The sequence below is a fragment of the Paucilactobacillus salsurae genome (genome assembly GCF_054784995.1).
In genome coordinates, this window is record NZ_BAAHWX010000004.1 from 140,029 (window position 1) to 159,533 (window position 19,505).

At 38.4% G+C, this 19,505-nt stretch carries 21 protein-coding genes, 2 tRNA genes, 1 other RNA gene and 1 pseudogene; 5 read left to right on the top strand and 20 right to left on the bottom strand.

The genetic code is table 11. The annotated features are described in order from the left end of the window. Positions 1-247 precede the first annotated feature (247 nt). The 3 genes and pseudogenes from ACYVQZ_RS05615 to ACYVQZ_RS05625 all read right to left on the bottom strand — a co-directional run. Positions 248-1,855: pseudogene (locus tag ACYVQZ_RS05615) on the bottom strand (ABC transporter ATP-binding protein); the annotation flags it as partial. A 492-nt stretch (positions 1,856-2,347) separates the two neighbouring features. Beyond that, the gene (locus ACYVQZ_RS05620; protein WP_461240427.1) at positions 2,348-4,084 is read right to left on the bottom strand and encodes an ABC transporter ATP-binding protein; all 1,737 of its coding nucleotides are present in this window, start codon (positions 4,082-4,084) and stop codon (positions 2,348-2,350) included. A gap of 268 nt (positions 4,085-4,352) precedes the next feature. Beyond that, a complete protein-coding gene (locus ACYVQZ_RS05625) occupies positions 4,353-5,387 on the bottom strand; it encodes a branched-chain amino acid aminotransferase (protein WP_461240428.1) in 1,035 nt (344 codons plus the stop codon). Positions 5,388-5,679: 292 nt separating this feature from the next. Between ACYVQZ_RS05625 and ACYVQZ_RS05630 the strand changes: the two genes are divergently transcribed. Then, positions 5,680-6,021: a ribonuclease G gene (locus tag ACYVQZ_RS05630; RefSeq protein WP_461240429.1), complete on the top strand. Its 342-nt coding sequence runs from the start codon at positions 5,680-5,682 to the stop codon at positions 6,019-6,021. Positions 6,022-6,068: 47 nt separating this feature from the next. Here ACYVQZ_RS05630 and ACYVQZ_RS05635 read toward each other — a convergent pair whose 3' ends face one another. The 3 genes from ACYVQZ_RS05635 to ACYVQZ_RS05645 all read right to left on the bottom strand — a co-directional run bounded on the left by ACYVQZ_RS05635 (position 6,069) and on the right by ACYVQZ_RS05645 (position 7,000). Beyond that, a complete protein-coding gene (locus ACYVQZ_RS05635; protein ID WP_461240430.1) occupies positions 6,069-6,416 on the bottom strand; it encodes a carboxymuconolactone decarboxylase family protein in 348 nt (115 codons plus the stop codon). A 115-nt stretch (positions 6,417-6,531) separates the two neighbouring features. Then, positions 6,532-6,604: transfer RNA gene (locus ACYVQZ_RS05640), tRNA-Glu, on the bottom strand. Between the two features lie 66 nt (positions 6,605-6,670). Further along, positions 6,671-7,000 (bottom strand): hypothetical protein, encoded by a 330-nt coding sequence (locus tag ACYVQZ_RS05645; RefSeq protein WP_461240431.1) that lies wholly within the window; start codon positions 6,998-7,000, stop codon positions 6,671-6,673. 165 nt (positions 7,001-7,165) lie between these two features. On the opposite strand from ACYVQZ_RS05645, the gene ACYVQZ_RS05650 reads away from it, so the two are divergent. Continuing rightward, positions 7,166-7,238 (top strand) — tRNA-Gln (locus ACYVQZ_RS05650). Positions 7,239-7,504: 266 nt separating this feature from the next. Next, positions 7,505-7,672 (top strand): hypothetical protein, encoded by a 168-nt coding sequence (locus ACYVQZ_RS05655; RefSeq protein ID WP_461240432.1) that lies wholly within the window; start codon positions 7,505-7,507, stop codon positions 7,670-7,672. A 29-nt stretch (positions 7,673-7,701) separates the two neighbouring features. Here the strand turns inward: ACYVQZ_RS05655 and ACYVQZ_RS05660 are convergent, their stop codons facing one another. From ACYVQZ_RS05660 to ssrA, 11 genes are all read right to left on the bottom strand, one after another. Then, entirely contained in the window at positions 7,702-7,935 is a 234-nt protein-coding gene (locus ACYVQZ_RS05660) for a hypothetical protein (protein WP_461240433.1), read from the bottom strand. 57 nt (positions 7,936-7,992) lie between these two features. Further along, entirely contained in the window at positions 7,993-8,187 is a 195-nt protein-coding gene (locus ACYVQZ_RS05665; RefSeq protein WP_461240434.1) for a hypothetical protein, read from the bottom strand. Positions 8,188-8,226: 39 nt separating this feature from the next. Continuing rightward, positions 8,227-8,391, bottom strand: a complete 165-nt coding sequence (locus ACYVQZ_RS05670) for a hypothetical protein (RefSeq protein WP_461240435.1) — start codon at positions 8,389-8,391, stop codon at positions 8,227-8,229. Positions 8,392-8,884: 493 nt separating this feature from the next. Beyond that, complete coding sequence (locus ACYVQZ_RS05675; protein WP_461240436.1) at positions 8,885-9,277, bottom strand: tautomerase family protein; 393 nt, start codon at positions 9,275-9,277, stop codon at positions 8,885-8,887. A gap of 655 nt (positions 9,278-9,932) precedes the next feature. Further along, complete coding sequence (locus tag ACYVQZ_RS05680; RefSeq protein WP_461240437.1) at positions 9,933-10,478, bottom strand: NAD(P)H-dependent oxidoreductase; 546 nt, start codon at positions 10,476-10,478, stop codon at positions 9,933-9,935. A gap of 8 nt (positions 10,479-10,486) precedes the next feature. Beyond that, the gene (locus tag ACYVQZ_RS05685) at positions 10,487-10,702 is read right to left on the bottom strand and encodes a hypothetical protein (protein ID WP_461240438.1); all 216 of its coding nucleotides are present in this window, start codon (positions 10,700-10,702) and stop codon (positions 10,487-10,489) included. Further along, positions 10,699-11,412 (bottom strand): MIP/aquaporin family protein, encoded by a 714-nt coding sequence (locus ACYVQZ_RS05690; RefSeq protein WP_461240484.1) that lies wholly within the window; start codon positions 11,410-11,412, stop codon positions 10,699-10,701. The genes ACYVQZ_RS05685 and ACYVQZ_RS05690 overlap by 4 nt, the downstream gene beginning before the upstream one ends. A 76-nt stretch (positions 11,413-11,488) precedes the next feature. Continuing rightward, positions 11,489-12,835, bottom strand: a complete 1,347-nt coding sequence (locus tag ACYVQZ_RS05695; RefSeq protein ID WP_461240439.1) for a glucose-6-phosphate isomerase — start codon at positions 12,833-12,835, stop codon at positions 11,489-11,491. A 294-nt stretch (positions 12,836-13,129) separates the two neighbouring features. Then, positions 13,130-14,638, bottom strand: a complete 1,509-nt coding sequence (locus tag ACYVQZ_RS05700; RefSeq protein WP_461240440.1) for an ATP-binding protein — start codon at positions 14,636-14,638, stop codon at positions 13,130-13,132. After that, a complete protein-coding gene (locus ACYVQZ_RS05705; RefSeq protein ID WP_461240441.1) occupies positions 14,635-15,357 on the bottom strand; it encodes a response regulator transcription factor in 723 nt (240 codons plus the stop codon). Before ACYVQZ_RS05705 ends, ACYVQZ_RS05700 begins: the two co-directional genes overlap by 4 nt. Before the next feature lie 342 nt (positions 15,358-15,699). After that, positions 15,700-16,071, bottom strand: a transfer-messenger RNA (tmRNA) gene (ssrA, locus tag ACYVQZ_RS05710). A 218-nt stretch (positions 16,072-16,289) separates the two neighbouring features. On the opposite strand from ssrA, the gene ACYVQZ_RS05715 reads away from it, so the two are divergent. Next, complete coding sequence (locus tag ACYVQZ_RS05715) at positions 16,290-16,547, top strand: hypothetical protein (protein WP_461240442.1); 258 nt, start codon at positions 16,290-16,292, stop codon at positions 16,545-16,547. An 84-nt stretch (positions 16,548-16,631) separates the two neighbouring features. On the opposite strand, the gene apf is transcribed toward ACYVQZ_RS05715, so the two are convergent. Next, positions 16,632-17,237, bottom strand: a complete 606-nt coding sequence (apf, locus tag ACYVQZ_RS05720; protein ID WP_461240443.1) for an aggregation-promoting factor — start codon at positions 17,235-17,237, stop codon at positions 16,632-16,634. Between the two features lie 233 nt (positions 17,238-17,470). Between apf and ACYVQZ_RS05725 the strand changes: the two genes are divergently transcribed. Next, positions 17,471-17,914 (top strand): hypothetical protein, encoded by a 444-nt coding sequence (locus ACYVQZ_RS05725; protein WP_461240444.1) that lies wholly within the window; start codon positions 17,471-17,473, stop codon positions 17,912-17,914. Positions 17,915-17,931: 17 nt separating this feature from the next. Here ACYVQZ_RS05725 and ACYVQZ_RS05730 read toward each other — a convergent pair whose 3' ends face one another. Both ACYVQZ_RS05730 and ACYVQZ_RS05735 read right to left on the bottom strand, forming a co-directional pair. Next, positions 17,932-18,672: an SDR family oxidoreductase gene (locus ACYVQZ_RS05730; RefSeq protein ID WP_461240445.1), complete on the bottom strand. Its 741-nt coding sequence runs from the start codon at positions 18,670-18,672 to the stop codon at positions 17,932-17,934. 19 nt (positions 18,673-18,691) lie between these two features. After that, positions 18,692-19,495 carry a Cof-type HAD-IIB family hydrolase gene (locus ACYVQZ_RS05735; RefSeq protein WP_461240446.1) on the bottom strand — a complete coding sequence of 268 codons (804 nt, stop codon included), beginning with the start codon at positions 19,493-19,495 and terminating at the stop codon, positions 18,692-18,694. Positions 19,496-19,505: the final 10 nt, after the last annotated feature.

The window sequence follows — 19,505 nt, forward strand, 5'->3', positions numbered from 1 at the left end:
GATTAGGTACCTAACGACTTTATAAATTACTCCTGTTTAGGGGGTGTTGTCAATTTATTTGATGCTAAAAAGAGCAAATTAAGATTAGTCCTTAATTTGCTCTTTTGGTTTTACTGTTATATTGACTGAATCGGCTCCGAAAGCCAGTCTATTCCGGTTAACCTGCTAAAAGCAAAATCCCAAAACCAGGGATTTCACTTTTAGCACGTTAATCCTCGTAGACTACCCGGCTTTCTCCGCACTCCGTTTATTCAAATACAAATTGATTATGATACAACTCAGCATAAAAGCCGCCCTGTTCTACCAATTGATGGTGCGTGCCTTCTTCAATGACTTGACCGTCTTTTAAGACGACAATCTTGTCGGCGTTGAGGATGGTTTTCAATCGATGGGCAATCACGAATGACGTTCTGCCGGCAATCGCTGCTTCCATCGCGTATTGAATTTGTTGTTCTGTCACCGTGTCCACGTTTGATGTGGCTTCGTCTAAAATTAAAATTTCAGGATCAGTTAAGATCGTTCTGGCAATTGAAATTTGTTGTTTTTGACCAACGGAAAAGACAGAATTGTTGTCATCAACGTGAGTTTCATATTTGTCAGGCAAGCTTTCAATGAAATCATGAATATGAGTTGTTTTCGCAACTGTGATAATTTCATCCATTGTCGCTTCTGGTTTTCCAAAGGCAATGTTTTCAGCAATTGTGCCATTAAATAAGACAGATTCTTGCAGCACAATTCCAACGTTTGATCTCAAACTATCTAAATCGTACTCACGAATATCTGTGCCATTATACTTAATCACACCACTGTCGACATCGTAGAAACGGTTCATTAAGTTCATGACCGTTGTCTTTCCAGAACCGGTTGGTCCAACTAACGCCACCATTTCACCCTTCTTAACATCAATATTGACATCTTTTAAGATCGGTTTATCTGGTTGATAACCAAAATCAACGTGTTCAATCTGAATACCAGCATCAATGTTATCAAATGACTTACCATTTTCTGGTCTGATTTCTTCAGGTTCATCAAACATCATGTTCAGACGAGTTGCACCCGTAACGGCCAATTGTAACTGACCAAATGATGATGAAATCTGCATGATTGGATTGTAATATTGTTGGGCATATTGAATAAATGTGACTACAAGTCCCAGTGCTACGGCCGTTGACATTGAATGATCATTTAAGGCAATTTTCGTACCGTAAAAAATCACTAACGCAGTGGTCAAAAGTGAGAACCCATTCATCAATGGGAAAATCATTCCTGACCAAGCTTGAGCACCAAAGGTTGATTTTTGAACCTTTTCATTGCGTTCCACAAACCCATCAATTGCTTCTTGTTGTTGGCCTTCAACGATGATTGCCTTTTGACCAGAAATCTTTTCATCCATATAAGCGTTCAAGACACCGACTTCTGATTGTTGTCGGTCAGTGTAGCGCTTAGCTTGAATAATGATGAAGATCGCACATAACACAGCGACGGGCGTTGTTGAAACAGTTACCCAAGCCATGCTGACGTTTTTGTGGAAAATCATAATGATAATCCCGATAAACAAGGCCACGTTGGTGGTAACGTTAACTGCCGCCTGGTTCAACGTATTTTGAATATTATCTAAATCAGATGTGAAGCGAGCTAAAATATCACCATCTTCATGACTATCAAAATAGGCAATGGTCATTCGTTCAAGTTTGCCAAACAAACCTTTACGCATTCTATTTGTTGAATGGGCCACGATTCGGGTAAACAAGATCGTATAAATTAACTGAGCAACCCCAGTCATGATATAAAAGGCAAACAGTTTCCACATCGACGCAAAGAACGTGGCTTTACTTGCCGGTGCAGACACCGCTGCTTGATGCAGTGTATGAATCGTTGTGCCTTTTGGTAGTGTCGCAAGAATATTTGCAGGAACGTTACTGTCAGTTAAATGCTTCCAATTAGTTGGCATTTGAGCCATTTGTTGGAGGCTATGAATGGTGGTTCCCTTTGGTAACTTGTCTAACACTTGTTGCGGCACATTAGAGTCAGTCAGCGTTGACCATGCAATTTGATGTCCGCTCGCTTGACTTAACTGATTGGCAATTGTTTTTAGACTATCTTTTGATTGGGCAGCCCCGTTGGCCATTTTCTTCAAAGCTTTCATTGCTTCTGGTGCATGTTGATGAGTAAAGAAATCAGTCACATAAGTGGTTAAGTGAGTGATTCCATTTCCCATTACAACGGGTGCTTCAACTTGCAAATAAGTGGCTACAAAAATGAATAATGCAATCACTAAAAATTGTAATTTATATTTCTTTAAATAGAGATAGAAAAATTTAATCGCACGTTTCGTATCATTCATTTGTTAGTCCTCCTTTGCTTTTTGAGTATCGTAAATTTGACGATAAACATCTGAATTTTGCACTAGTTCTTGATGGGTTCCTTGACCAACTAAACGGCCTTCGTCCAGTACCAAAATTGTATCAGCGTGAACCACTGATGAAATCTTTTGGGCAATAATCACTGTCGTAGTCGATTTCAAATCTTGATTAAAGGCATCTTGAACCAGTTTTTCAGAACGGGCATCCAATGCGGATGTAGAATCATCAAGAATCAAAATCTTGGGTTCTTTAATGACACCACGGGTAATAGACATCCGTTGTTTTTGACCACCAGAGAAGTTGTTACCACGCTCTTCAACTTGGGCATCATAGCCTTCTGGTAAGCGGTCAATAAACTCAGCAGCTTGCGCAATGCGCGCTGCGCGATCCATGTCTTGTTGAGACGCATCCGGTTTACCTTGCTTCAAGTTTCCCGCAATCGTCCCAGAAAAGAGAATGGCCTTTTGCAAAACAATTGAAATTGTTTTCTTTAACGTCCCTTGTGAGACGTCCTTTAAGTTCTTGCCACCGACTTTGACCGTTCCAGAAGTTGGGTCAAATAATCGCGGTATCAGCTGGGCTAATGTTGATTTACCGGCACCTGTTGCCCCAACCACACCAACAACTTGGCCTGGTTGAATCTTGAAGTTAATATCTTTTAACGTTGGTTGTTCATCATTTGGATATGAAAATGACACATCATCAAATTCAATAAAGCCATCAAGATCTTCAACTTTGTCAGTGGTAAATTGCATCGATACTTTGGTATCGAGCACTTCTTTAATCCGGCCCATGGAAACAAGTCCACGTGAGGCGAACATTGACATCATTCCACCCATAATAATGGCAAACATGATTTGCATCATGTATTGAATAAAGGACATGATGCCCCCTAATTGATCTTGCGCATATGAAGGCGATTTAGTGATGAATGTTGAGACTAATAAAATAGCTCCAAAAATAGCTAGTTGAGAAATAATAGTGAATGCTGGCACCATCGTTGAGAAAGTGTAACCAACGGCCAAATTATGACCCAATAAGTCATCTGATTCGTGATCAAACTTTTTGGCCTGATTTTCCTCTTGCACAAATGATTTAACTACCCGCGCACCACGCAGGTTATCCTTAGCAATCCCATTAATGCGATCCATTAATTTTTGGAATGCCATAAAGTGAGGTCCCATGGAGCCCATCGAAAGACCAGTCACGATTGCAATCAAGACCACCATAATTACAATAATCCACCATAGACGGGGCATCGTAATAATAGAGAGAATAAACGCCCCCACAAATAAAAGTGGGACGCGAATTAAGACTTGGAAGACCATCATTAATAACATCTGAATTTGGTTGATATCATTAGTCATACGGACAACTAAATTTTCAGATTTAAATTTTTCAATATCTTCATAAGAAAATTTTTGAATTTTTCGAAACGTACTTTCACGCAGGTCAGCAGAAACGGCCTGTGCAATTTTAGCTGCAGTAATTGTATTTAAAATAGAGCCAATTAAACCAATTACGGCAACGACAATGAGTGCAACACCAAACTGGCTAATCTTATCAACTTTACCTGACGTTGATAACGACATGTCTGCCATGACACTCAAAATTTTCTTCATATAACTAGGTTGCCAAAGGGCAGCCCCAACTTGCAACAGCATGGTTAGTACTGCAGCAGTCACGAGCAATTTATATTTACCAATTGCTTTTAGGACCATAATCAAGTTCCCCCACATTCATTTTTATTAACAGTTACATTAATTTCCGACATTTCACACAAAGCAAAATGGATTATCCCACAATCCACCACGAATGTAAATCGAAAATGTTAATCACATGTTGTTTTTCGCAACATTTATTAAAGCACATTTACTATTTCAAAAAAAGAGCAATTGCCTAAGTGGTTGATTTGATTGTCGAAGTGACAAAAAAAGCTGACTATCTTGAGATAGCCAGCTTTTGTAGTTTGTAGTTGCAAATCATGAATTAATCAATTTTTTGAATCCAACCCTTAGGTCCTTCAATTTCACCAAATTGGATTCCTGTTAATGTGTCATACAATTTTTGTGTCTTAGGTCCAACTTCAGTTTGTGAATAGAAAGTGTGTAACTTATCTTTGTATTCGATACCGCCAATTGGAGCAATAACAGCAGCAGTTCCCATTGCACCAGCTTCAGTAAAGCGATCCAAATCATCGATAAAGACGTCGCCTTCTTCAACTTCCATGCCCAGTTCATGTTCTGCTAAGTAAAGTAATGACTTCTTAGTGATACTTGGTAAAATTGATTCTGACTTAGGTGTCACGAACTTGTTGTCTTTGGTAATACCGAAGAAGTTTGCTGAACCAGCTTCTTCAATCTTAGTATGAGTGGCTGGATCAAGATAAATAACATCTGAGTAACCTGCACTATGAGCTTCTTCACCTGGTAACATACTACCACCGTAGTTACCACCAACTTTTGCTTGACCAGTACCATGAGGTGCAGCACGGTCATAATATGATGTCGTGAAGTTAGTTGGTGTCACGCCGCCTTTGTAGTAGGCACCAACGGGCATTGCAAAGACTGTGAAGATATATTCTGGGGCTGGGTGAACACCAATTGTGCCACCAACACCAATTAAGAGTGGACGAATGTATAATGTCCCATCACTACCATATGGAGGAACGTAATCTTCGTTTGCTTTAGCAACTTTTTTAACTGCTTCTACGAAACGGTCTTCTGGAAATGGTGGCATTAAGAGCCGTTTTGAACTGTTAGTCATACGAGCGGCATTTTGATCTGGACGGAATAATTGAACAGAACCGTCTTTTGTTCGATATGCTTTTAAACCTTCAAAGTCAGCTTGACCATAGTGTAATGACGTTGCTGCTTCACTAATATGTAATGTGCCGTCTTCTGACATTTCTCCTGCATCCCATTTGCCATCCTTATAATGGGCAATGTAACGATATGGAAGATCCATATATTCAAATCCTAAGTTATTCCAATCAATTTCTGATGGTTTCGGTGCTTTTGCCATGTTATCTGCCTCCGTAATATATGTATTGAATTCTCATTTTCTAATAAGAATTTAATAAAAGTCTAGTCATATTGACCGCATCTGTCAAGGGGACTTTAGATAATTAAGTCATTTATTGCAAATTTAGTGGCCGTCACCACTAGTCTCATCTAAATTTAATGGAGATGACATTTTGATTATTCGAATATTTAATATCAGTTATTGTGTTAATAATTAAAAATTGAGATAATAACGATAACAACATGTCCAAATACTGACGACTCTAAAAGCTGACACTTAGGGAGGATTCTTCATGGATGAAAATAGTAAAGTTGTTCCAGACGGCGTCAAAGGCTGGAACTGGGGTGCGTTCATGTACAATATTTTTTGGGGCCTTGGCAATAAATCGTACTTACCACTACTTTGTTTAATCCCCGTTTTCAACATCGTTTGGATATTTGTTTGCGGGTTTAAAGGCAACGAATGGGCTTGGGAAAACGGTAACTATCGGGATGTCGAAACATTCAAAGCCGTTCAAGCAACTTGGAATCGGGCAGGTTTATTTCAATTCATTATTGCGATTGCCGGTGTACTTTTATATATTTTCTTTTTTGCAGCAATTATTACTACAATTGTTAATTCACAATTTTATTAATGTCGTACCAAAAAAAGAGGCCTGGAAAATTTTCCAGGTCTCTTACTTTATTTATTCGTTAAAAATGTTTCGGCTGCTTCTAATGCCATACCACCATAGATAACACCTGGGCCACCGCTCATCATCATTGCTACTTGAACAGTTTCATCGATTTCTTCTTTAGTTGCACCAGCCTTGACTGCATTGTACATGTGGTCTGTGATGCACCCCTCACAACGAATGGAGATTGAAACGGCCACAGCCATTAATTCCTTTGTTTTCGAATCTAATGCACCATCGGCAACTGCAGTCGCGTGGACTTGGCGAAAGCCAGCACCAGCTTCTCCTGTTGCACCAAAAACCTTCTTATATGACTCATTTAGGTCCGACATCTTCTGATTGTAATCAACTGACATAGTTTAAGCACCTTTCTATTATTGGATTCATGCCCATTTTAACATAAAAGCGCTTTCATAAATTAGAAAAATGCCTAACAAAAAAGGCTTTCAGAATACTCTGAAAGCCTGAGAATCACCCGCACGGGGATCGAACCCGTAACTCCGCCTTGAGAGGGCGACGTCTTAACCAATTTGACCAGCGGGCAAAAATACAATAACCAGTATACAGATAAAAAGCTCGGTCTGTCAATATTGATTACTGCGATCTCGCCCTATTCATAGGACAATTCAACTAAATACGATTTTTTATCAAGAATATGAGATGTTGTCACCCAGACATCATGATAATTAGGTATTTCTTGTTTCGTAAATTTGTAAAAATAATCGAGTAAATCACCGTTTTTAGCCACAAAATCTGGTGTTAAACGGTTGACCATCAACTTTTGATCAGGAAAATAAATATCCGGATCGCCAACTTTGGTTGTATCAGGAATACTAAAAGTAATCACGTTCGTATACTCTAACGGTTCTGCCACCACTTTTTCAGGATGCGCAACCATCTGAGTCAAAACGTGATAAATCGAATCAGAATTACTTGCCATGCTTAGCTCTCTCTCCTTATCTCAATATGCCGAGTACATTGTAACAAATTTTGAGTAGATTAGGCACGTAATTCATATTCTTATTGAGCTCTTTTTAAATTCTGGTTGATTGTCAATTTACGATTCTGTATAATTAATGTGTTCGTTAAACGAACGACATATTTTTGGGTATTCGCCAAATTGGTAAGGCAGCGGACTCTGAATCCGTAATTTACTGGTTCGAGCCCAGTATACCCAATTTTAGGCTTTTTATACTTTTTACTGAGTCGCTAATTTCCTTGTTACCAAAGGATTATAGCGATTCTATTTTTTTACAGTGCATATAATTTGTATAAAATGGGACTATTTAAGGGACTGTTTTTAAAAAGTGTCTATTAAGTCTAAACACATATTAAATAAACACGGCTGGCGAGTAGTTAAGCGTACCTTTGTTAGTAAAAGGTGCGTTTTTTTATATAATAATGTTTAAAATATGTTTGATGAATTGAGGAAAGGTGATAGTTGATGGATAAATTTGATGAACTTCTTAAAGAATATGTTTTGAAATTTCATAGTGGTGTTCCAGTTTATAATTACAAGCCTGAAGAATTAGAAATGTTAATTAAACAGGCAATCGAAAGTGGAAAACCACTAAATCCACCCGAGCCAGAAGACAAAAGTGTATTTTTTTGAATTATTGTTTACGGCCTCATTTCTCATATTTAGTATTTTCGTAGGTCGTATCCGTCTGGTTTTATTACAGGTTTATTAGTTTTAATACATTCTTCAATGAATTTAGCCAATTCTTTACACCCTTTAATTGAAAAATCATATTTTGTGTCTGCTCTGGTAATTTCTAAATACTCATAAATTGGAAAACTATCATTAAATTTACGTTCATAATTATTTAATGCTGAATCTAGGTAGTCAGTAGCTCCATCTTCAGAATAAAACATAGTATCTACCTCCTAATTAATTATGTTGCGTGATGTAACTTCGCAAAAGATATGAATTTAGTTATTAGCTTTTAAATTGTCTGGTATTTCACTTTCTTGAATATGTTTGCCTAAAAAGTGAACATGTATTTCATCTAAAAATTTTCTGCGTTTTGCTTTTTCTTCTTCACTCAGTCCCCAGTCTGGTTCGCCTAGGTTGCTAAGTGGTGGATAATCATGCCATCTTGAGTCAGAATACGGCTTTTTACCCATTTTCAATTACCCCTTTCTATAGGAATGGGAATCAATAACTTATAAATATGGTAGCCTTTTTCTTTCATCTTCAATAACCAAATCTTTATTAAATTGTTCAAGGTCTTTTATTTGTTCGTTGGTAGGATTTTCAATGGTAAATACTAGCTCACCATTTACAAACTTTACTTCATTCGGGTTTACGCTGGATGGTAATGGAATCATGGAAAACAGCTCCTATCATATTGGACTTGTTGCTAATTCAACTATGTGCTCAACTCTCTTATTAGGCCTATTACTAATTCTCCCACTATCTTGTTAAGTGGATTGTACGTCATATTGTGATTACGATAAAGCTTTTTTTGATGTTGGGTTTTGTTAGGTTTTTCGCCTTTGGTTTTATGAGGTTGTACAGTAAAAATAAGGTCAGGTTTAGTAAGGCTCTCCATAAGCTTTACTAGGTTCTTACGATCGTATAACCGTTATATAAAGGGCTTTTAAGTAAGCTATACCCCAGCACCATAGCCTCACGAACTATATCTATAATCATACAGAAACCTGTCACTTAGATACTTAAAATGATACTGTAGCGGGTAGGGTTTTAGGCAAGAGACTTTTGGGCCTCTTTTTGTTTTAAATCTAAAAAATCCTGCTAACAGATTACCATGTTGGGTAATCCATCAACAGGAAAAAGTATAGAACCAAAATTAACACCACTTTAATTCAGCTTACCGTTCAAAAATTGCGCTTCGCCATTGCCAAAGCTCCAATCAGCCTTGGTGTTGCTGGTGATATTAATCATGACATCAGAGGGTGAAATTCCGATTCCTTCATGCAAAGCTTTAACTAAATTAGCATAGAAGTGCTCTTTATCAATTTGTTCACGGGGGCTGGATGTCAAACTGAATAGCAAAATGTTATCCGTTCGTTCTAGCCCTAAACCCACATCCCAGAAGACCATTTCTTCTGGTTCATGCTGTGTCACAACCTGGTAGCGATCACGTGGCAATAAGTGCAGTTCATCAGTTGCAACTTTATAAGAAATATCCAAGATTTTTTTAATTTCTTCTTTGTCGCGACCTTTAATCATATCGATTCGCATTAATGGCATCTTATTTCTCCTTGCTTTTGACAGTCTTACCGACAACGGTCAGTAGTGTGACATGTTGGTCATCATGATCGCCGGCACCAGCAATTGTATCTGGTAAATTCAAATTAGCTGGAACACCGTAGATCTGAATAACACGCGAAGGTCATTATACATCATTCATGTAAAAATTTCCTTGAATTTAGCTTTTAATCCGATTTTAGTTACACGACTTTATCAGGATGCAAGGTCTTGAAGCCACACAATTAATTTTTAATAATTGCAACATCAATGGTATACAAATGAAATCACTTTTTGGCCGGAAACGGTGTAGGGTATCTCTAGCAAGAAATAAACAGAAAGTGGTGGCAAATAGAAATTGATGAATGAAGTTGTGGAAAGCCAAAGATTGACTCGCTTCGACACGTATTTGGCTCAGGTAAATCACCTGAAGACCACGTGTGTGCAGCATCACCATGGGTATAGAATTGACACGCTTCCCACGCAGCGTTCTGAATGTCAACGGTATACGCAACTGAGTACGCTTGCCAACATCATTACTGAATTCATCAGTTTGGAAACACAGGCCCAGGGGCACCCATAGCTGGGTTCGTTGAAAGCGGCCACTACTATTCAGTCATTGATGACAGACGATCACTGTTATTTAAACACAGCTTTATTATTTCTCAATTTGGTCAATGACCGATGCAATTTTCTTTTGATAATCATCCTCACTAAGTGCCCCAACTTCAAAAAAGTTCACTGGATCAATCATCTGTTGAATTCCGCAAAACTTCATCGTCAATTCGATTGGCAACAATAAATCCTTAACGGTCAATCCCGCCAAAAATTCATTTTGCTCAAACGCCGAAGCAGGTGCACCCCATGTTGTGGAACAGAAAAACCGCTTTCCAGTTAACAATGGTCCATCCGCATACTTCAAGGTTGCTTCATAAGCGAAGTCCATAGTGAAGACATCATCAATGTACTTTTTCAAATTAGCCGGCACCGCATACCAATACACCGGAAACTGAAAAACAATTAAGTCAGCCTTATTAATTTTGGCCTGTTCGGTTTCAATCTCGTAGTGACTACTCTGACTGAAACTCACCTGCCAGTCGTGCTCTTTAAATGTTTTTCCGTACTGATTCACTAAAAATTGCGTTAATTCACCATTAGCACCCGGTTGTGGATCGTAACCGTTAATAATTAAGACTTGCTTCATAATCGCTCCTATTCATCATGACTCTTAACAATGAGCCACTGTAATCTGAGTAGTAGGCAAAATAAAATCAAACAATACGCTGAACAAAGCCAGGCAATGTATTTCAAAATGGCCGTTGTGAAAAAATACTGAATCACATAAAAACTAACGGTAGTAATGAGCCATACCGCTAATTTAACCTGTAATTGTTTTTTAGCTACAATTAATTTATCTTTAGTCGTCAACTAATCACAACTTCCAAAGCTGTGGCTAGAATGGCACCCACGATTGGGCCTACCATTGGTACCCAAGCGTACTCCCAATGGGCACTAGCTTTATGTGGAACTGGCAGAATCGTGTAAGCTAAACGTGGTGACCAATCACGAGCTGGGTTCAAGGCAAATCCAGTCGTCGTTCCCAAACCTGCACCAATCGCAAAAATAACTAGCCCAACGACAAATGGTTTTAACCCTTTAGAAAAATCACCAAGATTAAGCAGAATCAGAATAAAGAAGAATGTGGCAATCACTTCACTGATGAAATTAAACACATTGTTTTTAATAGCTGGCATGGTTGCAAAAATACCCACGGAATTACCATCTGCTTCAGATGGGGTTTCCTTGAAATGTGGATAAAATTGTAAGATCACAATGGCTGCACCTAAAAAGGCACCGATAAACTGCCCTAACAAATATGGCAACACATGCGACCAAGGAAACAGACCAAAGCAGGCAAAACCAATTGTGACAGCTGGATTTAAGTGGCCTAGTGAACCAAACATCCCCGCCACATAAACACCCATCGTAACCGCCATTCCCCAAAGAAATGACACAAAGAACCAATTATTTGATTGTTCATTGCCGTATGTCTTTTTAAGATTTAGTCCGGCTCCCAGACCGTTCCCCAATACCATTAGCACACATGTGCCCAATAATTCACCAATAAACCCGTTCATCATTACCATCCTTCCAAAAAAGCGATCATTAAGAACTCATTCTTAGTGGTCGCTTTTTTCAACTTAATCTTATAAATTAATCCAACCGACTTTTAAGGCTATCCCCAATTTCTTCATAACCAGGCTTGCCTAATAAACCAAACATATTTTGCTTGTAAGCTTCAACTCCTGGTTGATTAAATGGATTAATGCCATTTAGGTAACCAGAAACTGCGATTGCAACTTCAAAGAAGTAGATTAAATAACCTAATGTAAATTCATCTTGTTTTGGAATATTGACGGTCATCACTGGCACGCCGCCATCCACATGAGCTAACACAACAGCTTGATAGGCCTTTGTGTTCACAAAATCCATTGTCTTGCCTTGTAAATATTCAAGCCCATCTAAATTAGAATCTTCGCTTGGAATGGTAACATCAAATTTAGGTTCTGCAACCTTCACCACTGTCTCCATCAAGTTACGACGACCTTCTTGAATATATTGACCCAATGAATGTAAATCTGTTGAGAAGTTAGCTGATGATGGGTAAATACCCTTTTGATCTTTTCCTTCTGATTCACCAGCAAGTTGTTTCCACCATTCAGCAAACATGGCCATAGTTGGTTCGTAGTTTTCTAATAACTCAGTTGTAAAGCCTTTGCGGTATAAAATATTACGATAAGCTGCATATTGATAGGCTTCGTTTTTATCTAAGTCAGCACTATCGTAATCATGCTCAGCTGCTTGTGCGCCTTTCATCAATTGATCAATGTCTGCACCAGAAGCAGCAATTGGTAATAAACCAACAGCTGTTAGGACTGAGTAACGGCCTCCGACACCATCCGGAATGACGAATGTTTCGTATTTGCTGGCATCAGCTTCAGTTTTCAACGCACCTTTTTGACGGTCCGTTGTAGCATAGATGCGTTCATTCGCACCTTGTTCGCCATATTTTTTAATCAATAATTCTTTGAAAATTCGAAAGGCAATTGATGGTTCTGTCGTCGTTCCTGATTTAGAAATCACGTTAACAGAAAAATCACGATCACCAATAATTTGAATCAAGTCATGCACGTAAGAAGAACTAATTGAGTTTCCTGCAAATAAAATGACGGGTGTGTCATCATCAACACTTTGTGCTTGATAGAAGGCACCATTCAAAAAGTCAATGGCGGCACGAGCACCTAAATAAGAGCCACCAATTCCAATCACCACTAGAACCTTTGAATCTGAACGAATTTTTTTAGCAACTGCTTTAATACGACTAAATTCGTCAACGTCATAATCACTTGGTAAATGTAGCCAATCGATATAATCAGAGCCTGCTCCTGAACCACTTCTTAATTGTTCATCAGCAGCGTTCACCATTGCTTGCATTTCACCTAACTCATTATCGTGGATGAAACTTGATAGGTTTGAACTATCAAACGAAATATGTGCCATGTGTCAATTTCCTCTTTTCAATCTTTTTGTCTAAGTTTCGTCAATACCCTGAAACTTTTTTCTCACAATTAACATTATACCGAAAATCAGATTAAAATGGTAATTTGTTCCAAATTCCTTGTAATATAAAGCAAATAAGCGTGAAAATAGTCACAATTATGACATATACCAATTGTCAATTAATCTTCAATTTGCTTAGTAACAATATACTACGAAATGTTAAACCAACGATACCATTTTGCGTAACTATAGTGGTTTGTCTGGGCACACAAAAAGCCAAAAGGCCATTTCAAACTAGTCTTTTGGCTTTTTTTCATCAACTGATTGATGAGATGCATGATCTCGATCAGGGAAGAAAATAGTGAACTTAGTACCCTTTCCTTCGGTACTTTGGACATCAATTTTGCCACCATGTAAATCAACTAATTGATGAACAATTGCTAAGCCCAGTCCAGATTCACCAAACTTAGTATTCATCCGTGAACGATCAGCTTTGTAGAACCGTTCCCAAATATTTTTCAGTTGTTCCTTATTCATTCCAATACCAGTGTCGCTAATCGAGAATTGGCTTCCCGTTTGCGTCTTTTCACCGGCAACAGTAATTGTCCCGTGTTCTGTGAATTGAATGGAATTTTGAATAATGTTAAACATAATTTGGACAAAGCGATCGTAGTCAGCATAGGTCATCAAAGGTTGTTCCACGTCTAAGACAATCTTGTCTTCTTGCATGTCAGCTTTTTTCTCCAATTGCTCGGTTAAATTACGCAATACTTCAGCGGCGTCAAACACTTTACGAGACATCGAGATTTGATTGGTTCTGATCTTTTCATAATCTAAGTTATCATTAACCAGTCGAATTAAGCGTTTCGTATCATTTTGCATTAACTTAATGCTGTTTTCTTTATCCTCTTCCGGAATGGCATCGTAGGCTAAGCCCTCAAGTAATCCGTTAATCGTCGTTAGCGGTGTACGCATTTCATGAGCGGCATCTGCCATGAATTGGCGACGCCGTTCTTCTTGACGTTTAATTTCATCTTGCGATTCCTGCAAGGCTGCCGTCATCTTATTAAAGTCTTTTGACAAATCACTTAATTCATCCCGGCCCTTATCGTCAATATGCACATCGTAGTTTCCTTGCGAAATTTGATGCGTTGCGCGACTCATCTTATCAATTCGTCTGATACTTGACCGTGCGATGATATAACTAAGCAGTAATGCAATTAAACTAGACACAATAAAAGCAATCCACAAATTTTCGCGAATTTGCTGCATATTTTCTTGAATATCGGACACAAATGTTCCAATTGAAACGACCGCCACTAACTTGCCCTTATAAAAATAAGGCCGAATAACATCTGTCATTAATGGCTTGTCACCCTTTTGTTGCGAACTTTGTTTGGCCTTATCTGCATCGTTAATCTTTTCCGGTCGCTCCATCATCTTATGAACCGTTTTCCCCGCCTTGAGCTTCTTCCAATCAGCGGCCGTGATTTTCGAAGTGTAATTTGTATTGGGGTAAATCAGATTATTTTCCTTACTGTAGATCGTAAAATGCACATTTTGCCGTTCTAATAGCTTGGCGTTATTTTGCAGCGGCACAGTAGTAAAGCCTTCAAATTGTTTGGTTGCCGCGTCATAGCGCATTGAATCTTCAACTAAACTATCCGCATAATTTTGCAACTGTTTCCAAGTGTTTGTGTAGAGCATTCGACTGGTCACGTTAATAAACAGTACTCCTAACACCACAATCAGTGTCAAGATAACTGCAAAAAAGCCTAACATTTGTCGATAAATTAATTTCATTCATTAGCTCCACTATCATCAAATTTATAGCCGACACCCCAAACTGTTTGCACAACTTGTGGGCCAACCTTTTCAATCTTTTGGCGTAACTTTTTAATATGAGCGTCAACGGTTCGTTCGTCACCGTAATATTCATAATCCCATACCAATTGTAATAACTGTTCACGCGAAAAAACCTGCCGTGGTTTTTGCGCTAACGTTTTTAATAAATCAAATTCTTTAGGCGTTAAGCCTTTAATTGGTTCACTATTTAAATAAACTTCGCGTGTTTTACTATTTAATTTAAAATGATCAGTCACAACATCAAAGTCTTTGCTGTCTTCGTCAACAACATCTGATCCAATCGTATTTAATTCACTTCGACGATGAAGTGCCTTAATTCGCGCAATTAGTGTAATTGGACTGAATGGTTTTGTGACATAGTCATCAGCACCCATTTCTAGGCCCAACACTTGGTCACTTTCAGAATCACGTGCTGTCAGCATGATAATCGGAACAGTTGGTGACAAGCGACGTAATTCCGCTGCCACCTGCATTCCATCCATCTTTGGTAAGTTCAAATCCAACGTTACGATATCCCAACTGTCAGCGTCTTCTTTGAATGTTTCGACAGCCTGTTCACCATCATAGGCAAATTCAGCATCCCAGGCCTCTTTTTTAAAGAACATGGCCATCATTTCGCAAACTGATTTATTATCTTCTACCATTAAAAGTTTCATTAAAGCTTACCCTCCCATAAATGAACTATTTGAGTTATAGTATAAAGCTTTTTTGGCTTTTTAGATACTACGAACGTATTCAAGGCAGATTCTATTCTACTGGTTCAATTTAGATTTTGTTTGATTAAATTATGAAGAATTATTGATATTATTTGACTGCAAATAAAAAGATCCTGGGTAAAGCTCCCAGAATCCTTTCATTAATACCTTAATAGACTAGATCGGTGAAAAAAGTCAGTTTCTTCCGGTTAACATCCTTAAACAGCAAATCCAAGTGCGGGATTTACTGTTTAAGGATGTTAATCCTCAGAAACTACCCGACTTTTTTCACACTCTGATTCATAATGGAGATGAGGGGAGTCGAACCCCTGTCCAAGCATATCGCCATTCCAACCTCTACGCTCATATCTCGACTATTTAAGTTTCGCCAATTTTAACGCCGCCGATCAGGGCTTTCAAAACTAGCTAGTCCGATTAGTCTCTTCTGATTGCTCCTGACTGAAGCTCACAGCGTAAGTTCACTAAATTTAGGACCCAGTAACGAGCCGTGAACAAACCCGGCTGGATCTACACTCGCTGGTTATTAAGCAGCTAAAGCGTAAGAATTGTTATTATTTTTTGCAGTTATAATTAAACTGAGCGTTTTTACGAAGTCGCAACCTTCGAAGCGCAGTCAAAACGCGACCTATACCTGTCGAATCCATAAACATCCCCGTAATTCCAATAACTATAGTATCATATTGATCACTGAAAACCAACGCAAACGCCTTTAAATCACTAAACAAGCTCCTTTTGAAACACTTGATCCAAACAAATATTGTATCTTGTCATAACAATTTCTTAATCATTTAAAAATGAAATTCATTAAAATAGTCATTGTTTATTCACATCTTTAGACTAATCTATAGATACTCACAAAAGGAGTGGTGAACATGTTATTAGATCAAGATCAAAAAATTAAAAACATTATTGCAGCACAAATCGTTAAGGTATTTTATCCTTACGTCATTGCAAAATCTGAAAATGGTGAATTTTTAAAAATTAATCTCTCTGCTAATGAAAAGCAAGATCCACTATTCTGGGACTCATTAACTAGCATTCTCAGTGCCAAACTATGGATTCCAATTGGTAAAAAATATCACCAATTGCTGGACAACGGCTGGGTACTTGAACCGGCGCTCGCAAACTAATGAATAACAGCAATTCGCAACTAAACTAAAAAAGTTGATTAACCATGATCGGGTAACCAACTTTTTATCATTTACAATTAAATTTTAGTACCAGCCATTTGACATCCAGTGTGCTTGGGCATTTGTCCATGAACCATAACGGCTAGCAACGTAGTTGTCAGCAACGCGTTCTTGGTTAGCAGCTGAGTAGTCACCATTTAAGTAGCTACGAGTCAATTGATACTTACCATAGTAAGCGCCATTTGAAGCTGTGTATGAACCACCAGATTCGCGACCAGCAATCCAAGCTTTAGCAGCGGCTTCGCTACCTGAAGCTGAACTTGTGTAGCCGTTGCTTGATGAAGCACTTGAGCTAGTGTTTGAGCTTTGTGCTGCTGAAGAACTTTGGTTAGCAGCTGGTGTGTTTTGAACTTCTTCTTTAGTAGCTGGACGAATTTCACCATCATCTTTGATGATTAATTTTTGACCAACAACGATTAAGTTCTTGTCAGCAATGTTGTTCTTTTGAGCTAATGTGTCGACCATGCTAAGATCGTTAGCATACTTGTATGAAATACCTGAAAGTGTGTCGCCTGCTTGAACAGTATAAATTTCATCAGCGCTTGCATTAGTAGCTGAAACAACAGTACCAAAAGCAACGGCACCTAAAGTAGCAGCAGAAATCTTAACAATCTTACTCTTTAAACTCATAAATTAAAAACCATCCTTTTTGTAAAAATCATTTTGTTTACATCAACGCTAACTACAATACCTGACCAATATTACAATTAAGTAACAGATAGTTATCTTTTTTCGCGTCTTTTGTTTTCTTTGTAATATAAGACGAAATAGTTAATCAAAGTATAAGGTTTATGTTAACGGCAAAAACATTGCTATATAAACCTCCACTGGTATAATTATGTACAATAGGTGGGGGAATTATTGTGATACAAAATGAGGTTATTATCAAAAGGGCTAAGGCACTGATTAACGAAATTACAGCTGACTTTGATCATTATCAACATCAAGTTCACATGAACAAAGGTTCAGATAACGTTCGTTTATCTCTTTCAATGGCTCGTATTTCGGTTAATGAAATGCTATTTATGACCACTTTTTTAGCGACCATTGGTGAACTACCAGAGCTAGTCACCGAAAAGAATGATCATTTTAACATTTCCCGATCCATGAAACAAAATGAATTAGCTAAATTCAGTAGATTTGTTAAAACGACGGATGACTATTACCAAACTCTATTAGAAATGAAAGATATGCAAACATTTTTAACCAATAAAAATGCGATGGATTCAACCGAAATTAGTAAATCATTGCTCGTAGATGATCTGTTAGATCATGCTCATGACAAACAAAAACGCTCAGGATTTTAAAATCTTGAGCGTTTTTTCTATAGTTCTTGTGGCGTTGGTCGCAGGAGAATTTCATTGATATTAACCGAATCTGGTTGATCAATCGCGTAAACGACTGCATTAGCAATATCGATATCCTTGAGACCGTAACTACGTTCATTGTTATAGGTGTTTTCCCGTGTTTTCGGATCAGTGATTGTCGAATATAATTCTGTTTCCACTGCCCCTGGCGAGACAATCATTGAACGAATGTTATTTTTGGACTCTTCTTGACGGAGTCCTTCCATAATTGTTCGCACCGCAAACTTGGTTCCAGCATAAACTGCTGTGTTAGGGTGAACAATGTGACCCGCCACGGAATCTGTGGCAATAATTTGACCATGCTTTTGGTCACGCATAATTGGTAATGCTGCAGCAATTCCATATAAAACGCCCTTGATATTAACATCAATCATGCGGTCCCATTCATCTACTTTTAATAGATGCAATTCAGAAATAGGCATTAAACCGGCGTTGTTATAAACCACATCTAACTGACCAAATTTTTGGACGGCTAAGTTAACCAGCGCAGCTACCTGCTTTTGATCAGTAACGTCGGTAACTTGATAAGCAACTTCACCGTTTTGTTCCTGAATTTCAGCTGCAAGTTTTTCAAGCCGATCTTCACGTCTGGCACCGATGACCACCTTGGCGCCTTTACTTGCCAATAATTTAGCGGTTGCTGCACCAATTCCACTTGAAGCACCTGTAATTACGACTACCTTATCTTTAATTGCCATTTGTGATTCCTCCTAAGGATTATAATTTAAAATATCGTTCAACAAAGTCTGCCACACCGTCTTGGTCATTGGTCAAGGTTACATCTGTTCCGGCAGCTTTAATATCATCTTGACCATTGTCCATCACGACACCCACCTTGGCGGCTTTCAACATGCCGAGGTCGTTTTCAGCATCCCCGAATGTCATCAGATTATCAAATGTCCAGCCATAGTGAGCTAAGAGCGCCTCTAAGCCCACCGCTTTATCCATCTTAGCATCCAAAAACTCAAGTATTTTTGGTTGTGAGCGAACAATGTGGTACTGGTCAGTCATTTGTTGTGTTAATTGTGAAAACGCGTCATCCAAAACTTCAGGCTGACTGGCCATCACCGCTTTGGTGTAGTCCTGGTTGGCCAATTCAGAAAAACTTGTGGGCAAGAAATCAATCTTCGCATTTAACATTTGCTGATAAATGGAAGGACGTAGATCTGTCATCGGATAGACAGCTTTAAAGTCCAGCACGTCCATCGGCAATTCATGCTGGTCCGCAAAATTGTGCAATAGTTCAAGTTGCTGTTTTGGCATTCCTTGTTTTGCCAAAACGACTTTATCTGGATTTTGAATGACTAAGGCACCATTAAACGTAATTGTATAGTCCTCGGCTCCTACTAATCCCAATTGCTCAATATAGGGCCAAATTGCATTAATCGGTCTGCCTGTACATAGCACTACTTTAACGCCCTGTTGTCCTAATTGTTTAAGTGTTGCCTCATTTCTGGCACTAATCTTTTTATCGCTAGTTAGCAGCGTACCATCCAAATCTAAGGCCACCATTTTAATCATGTACATTCCC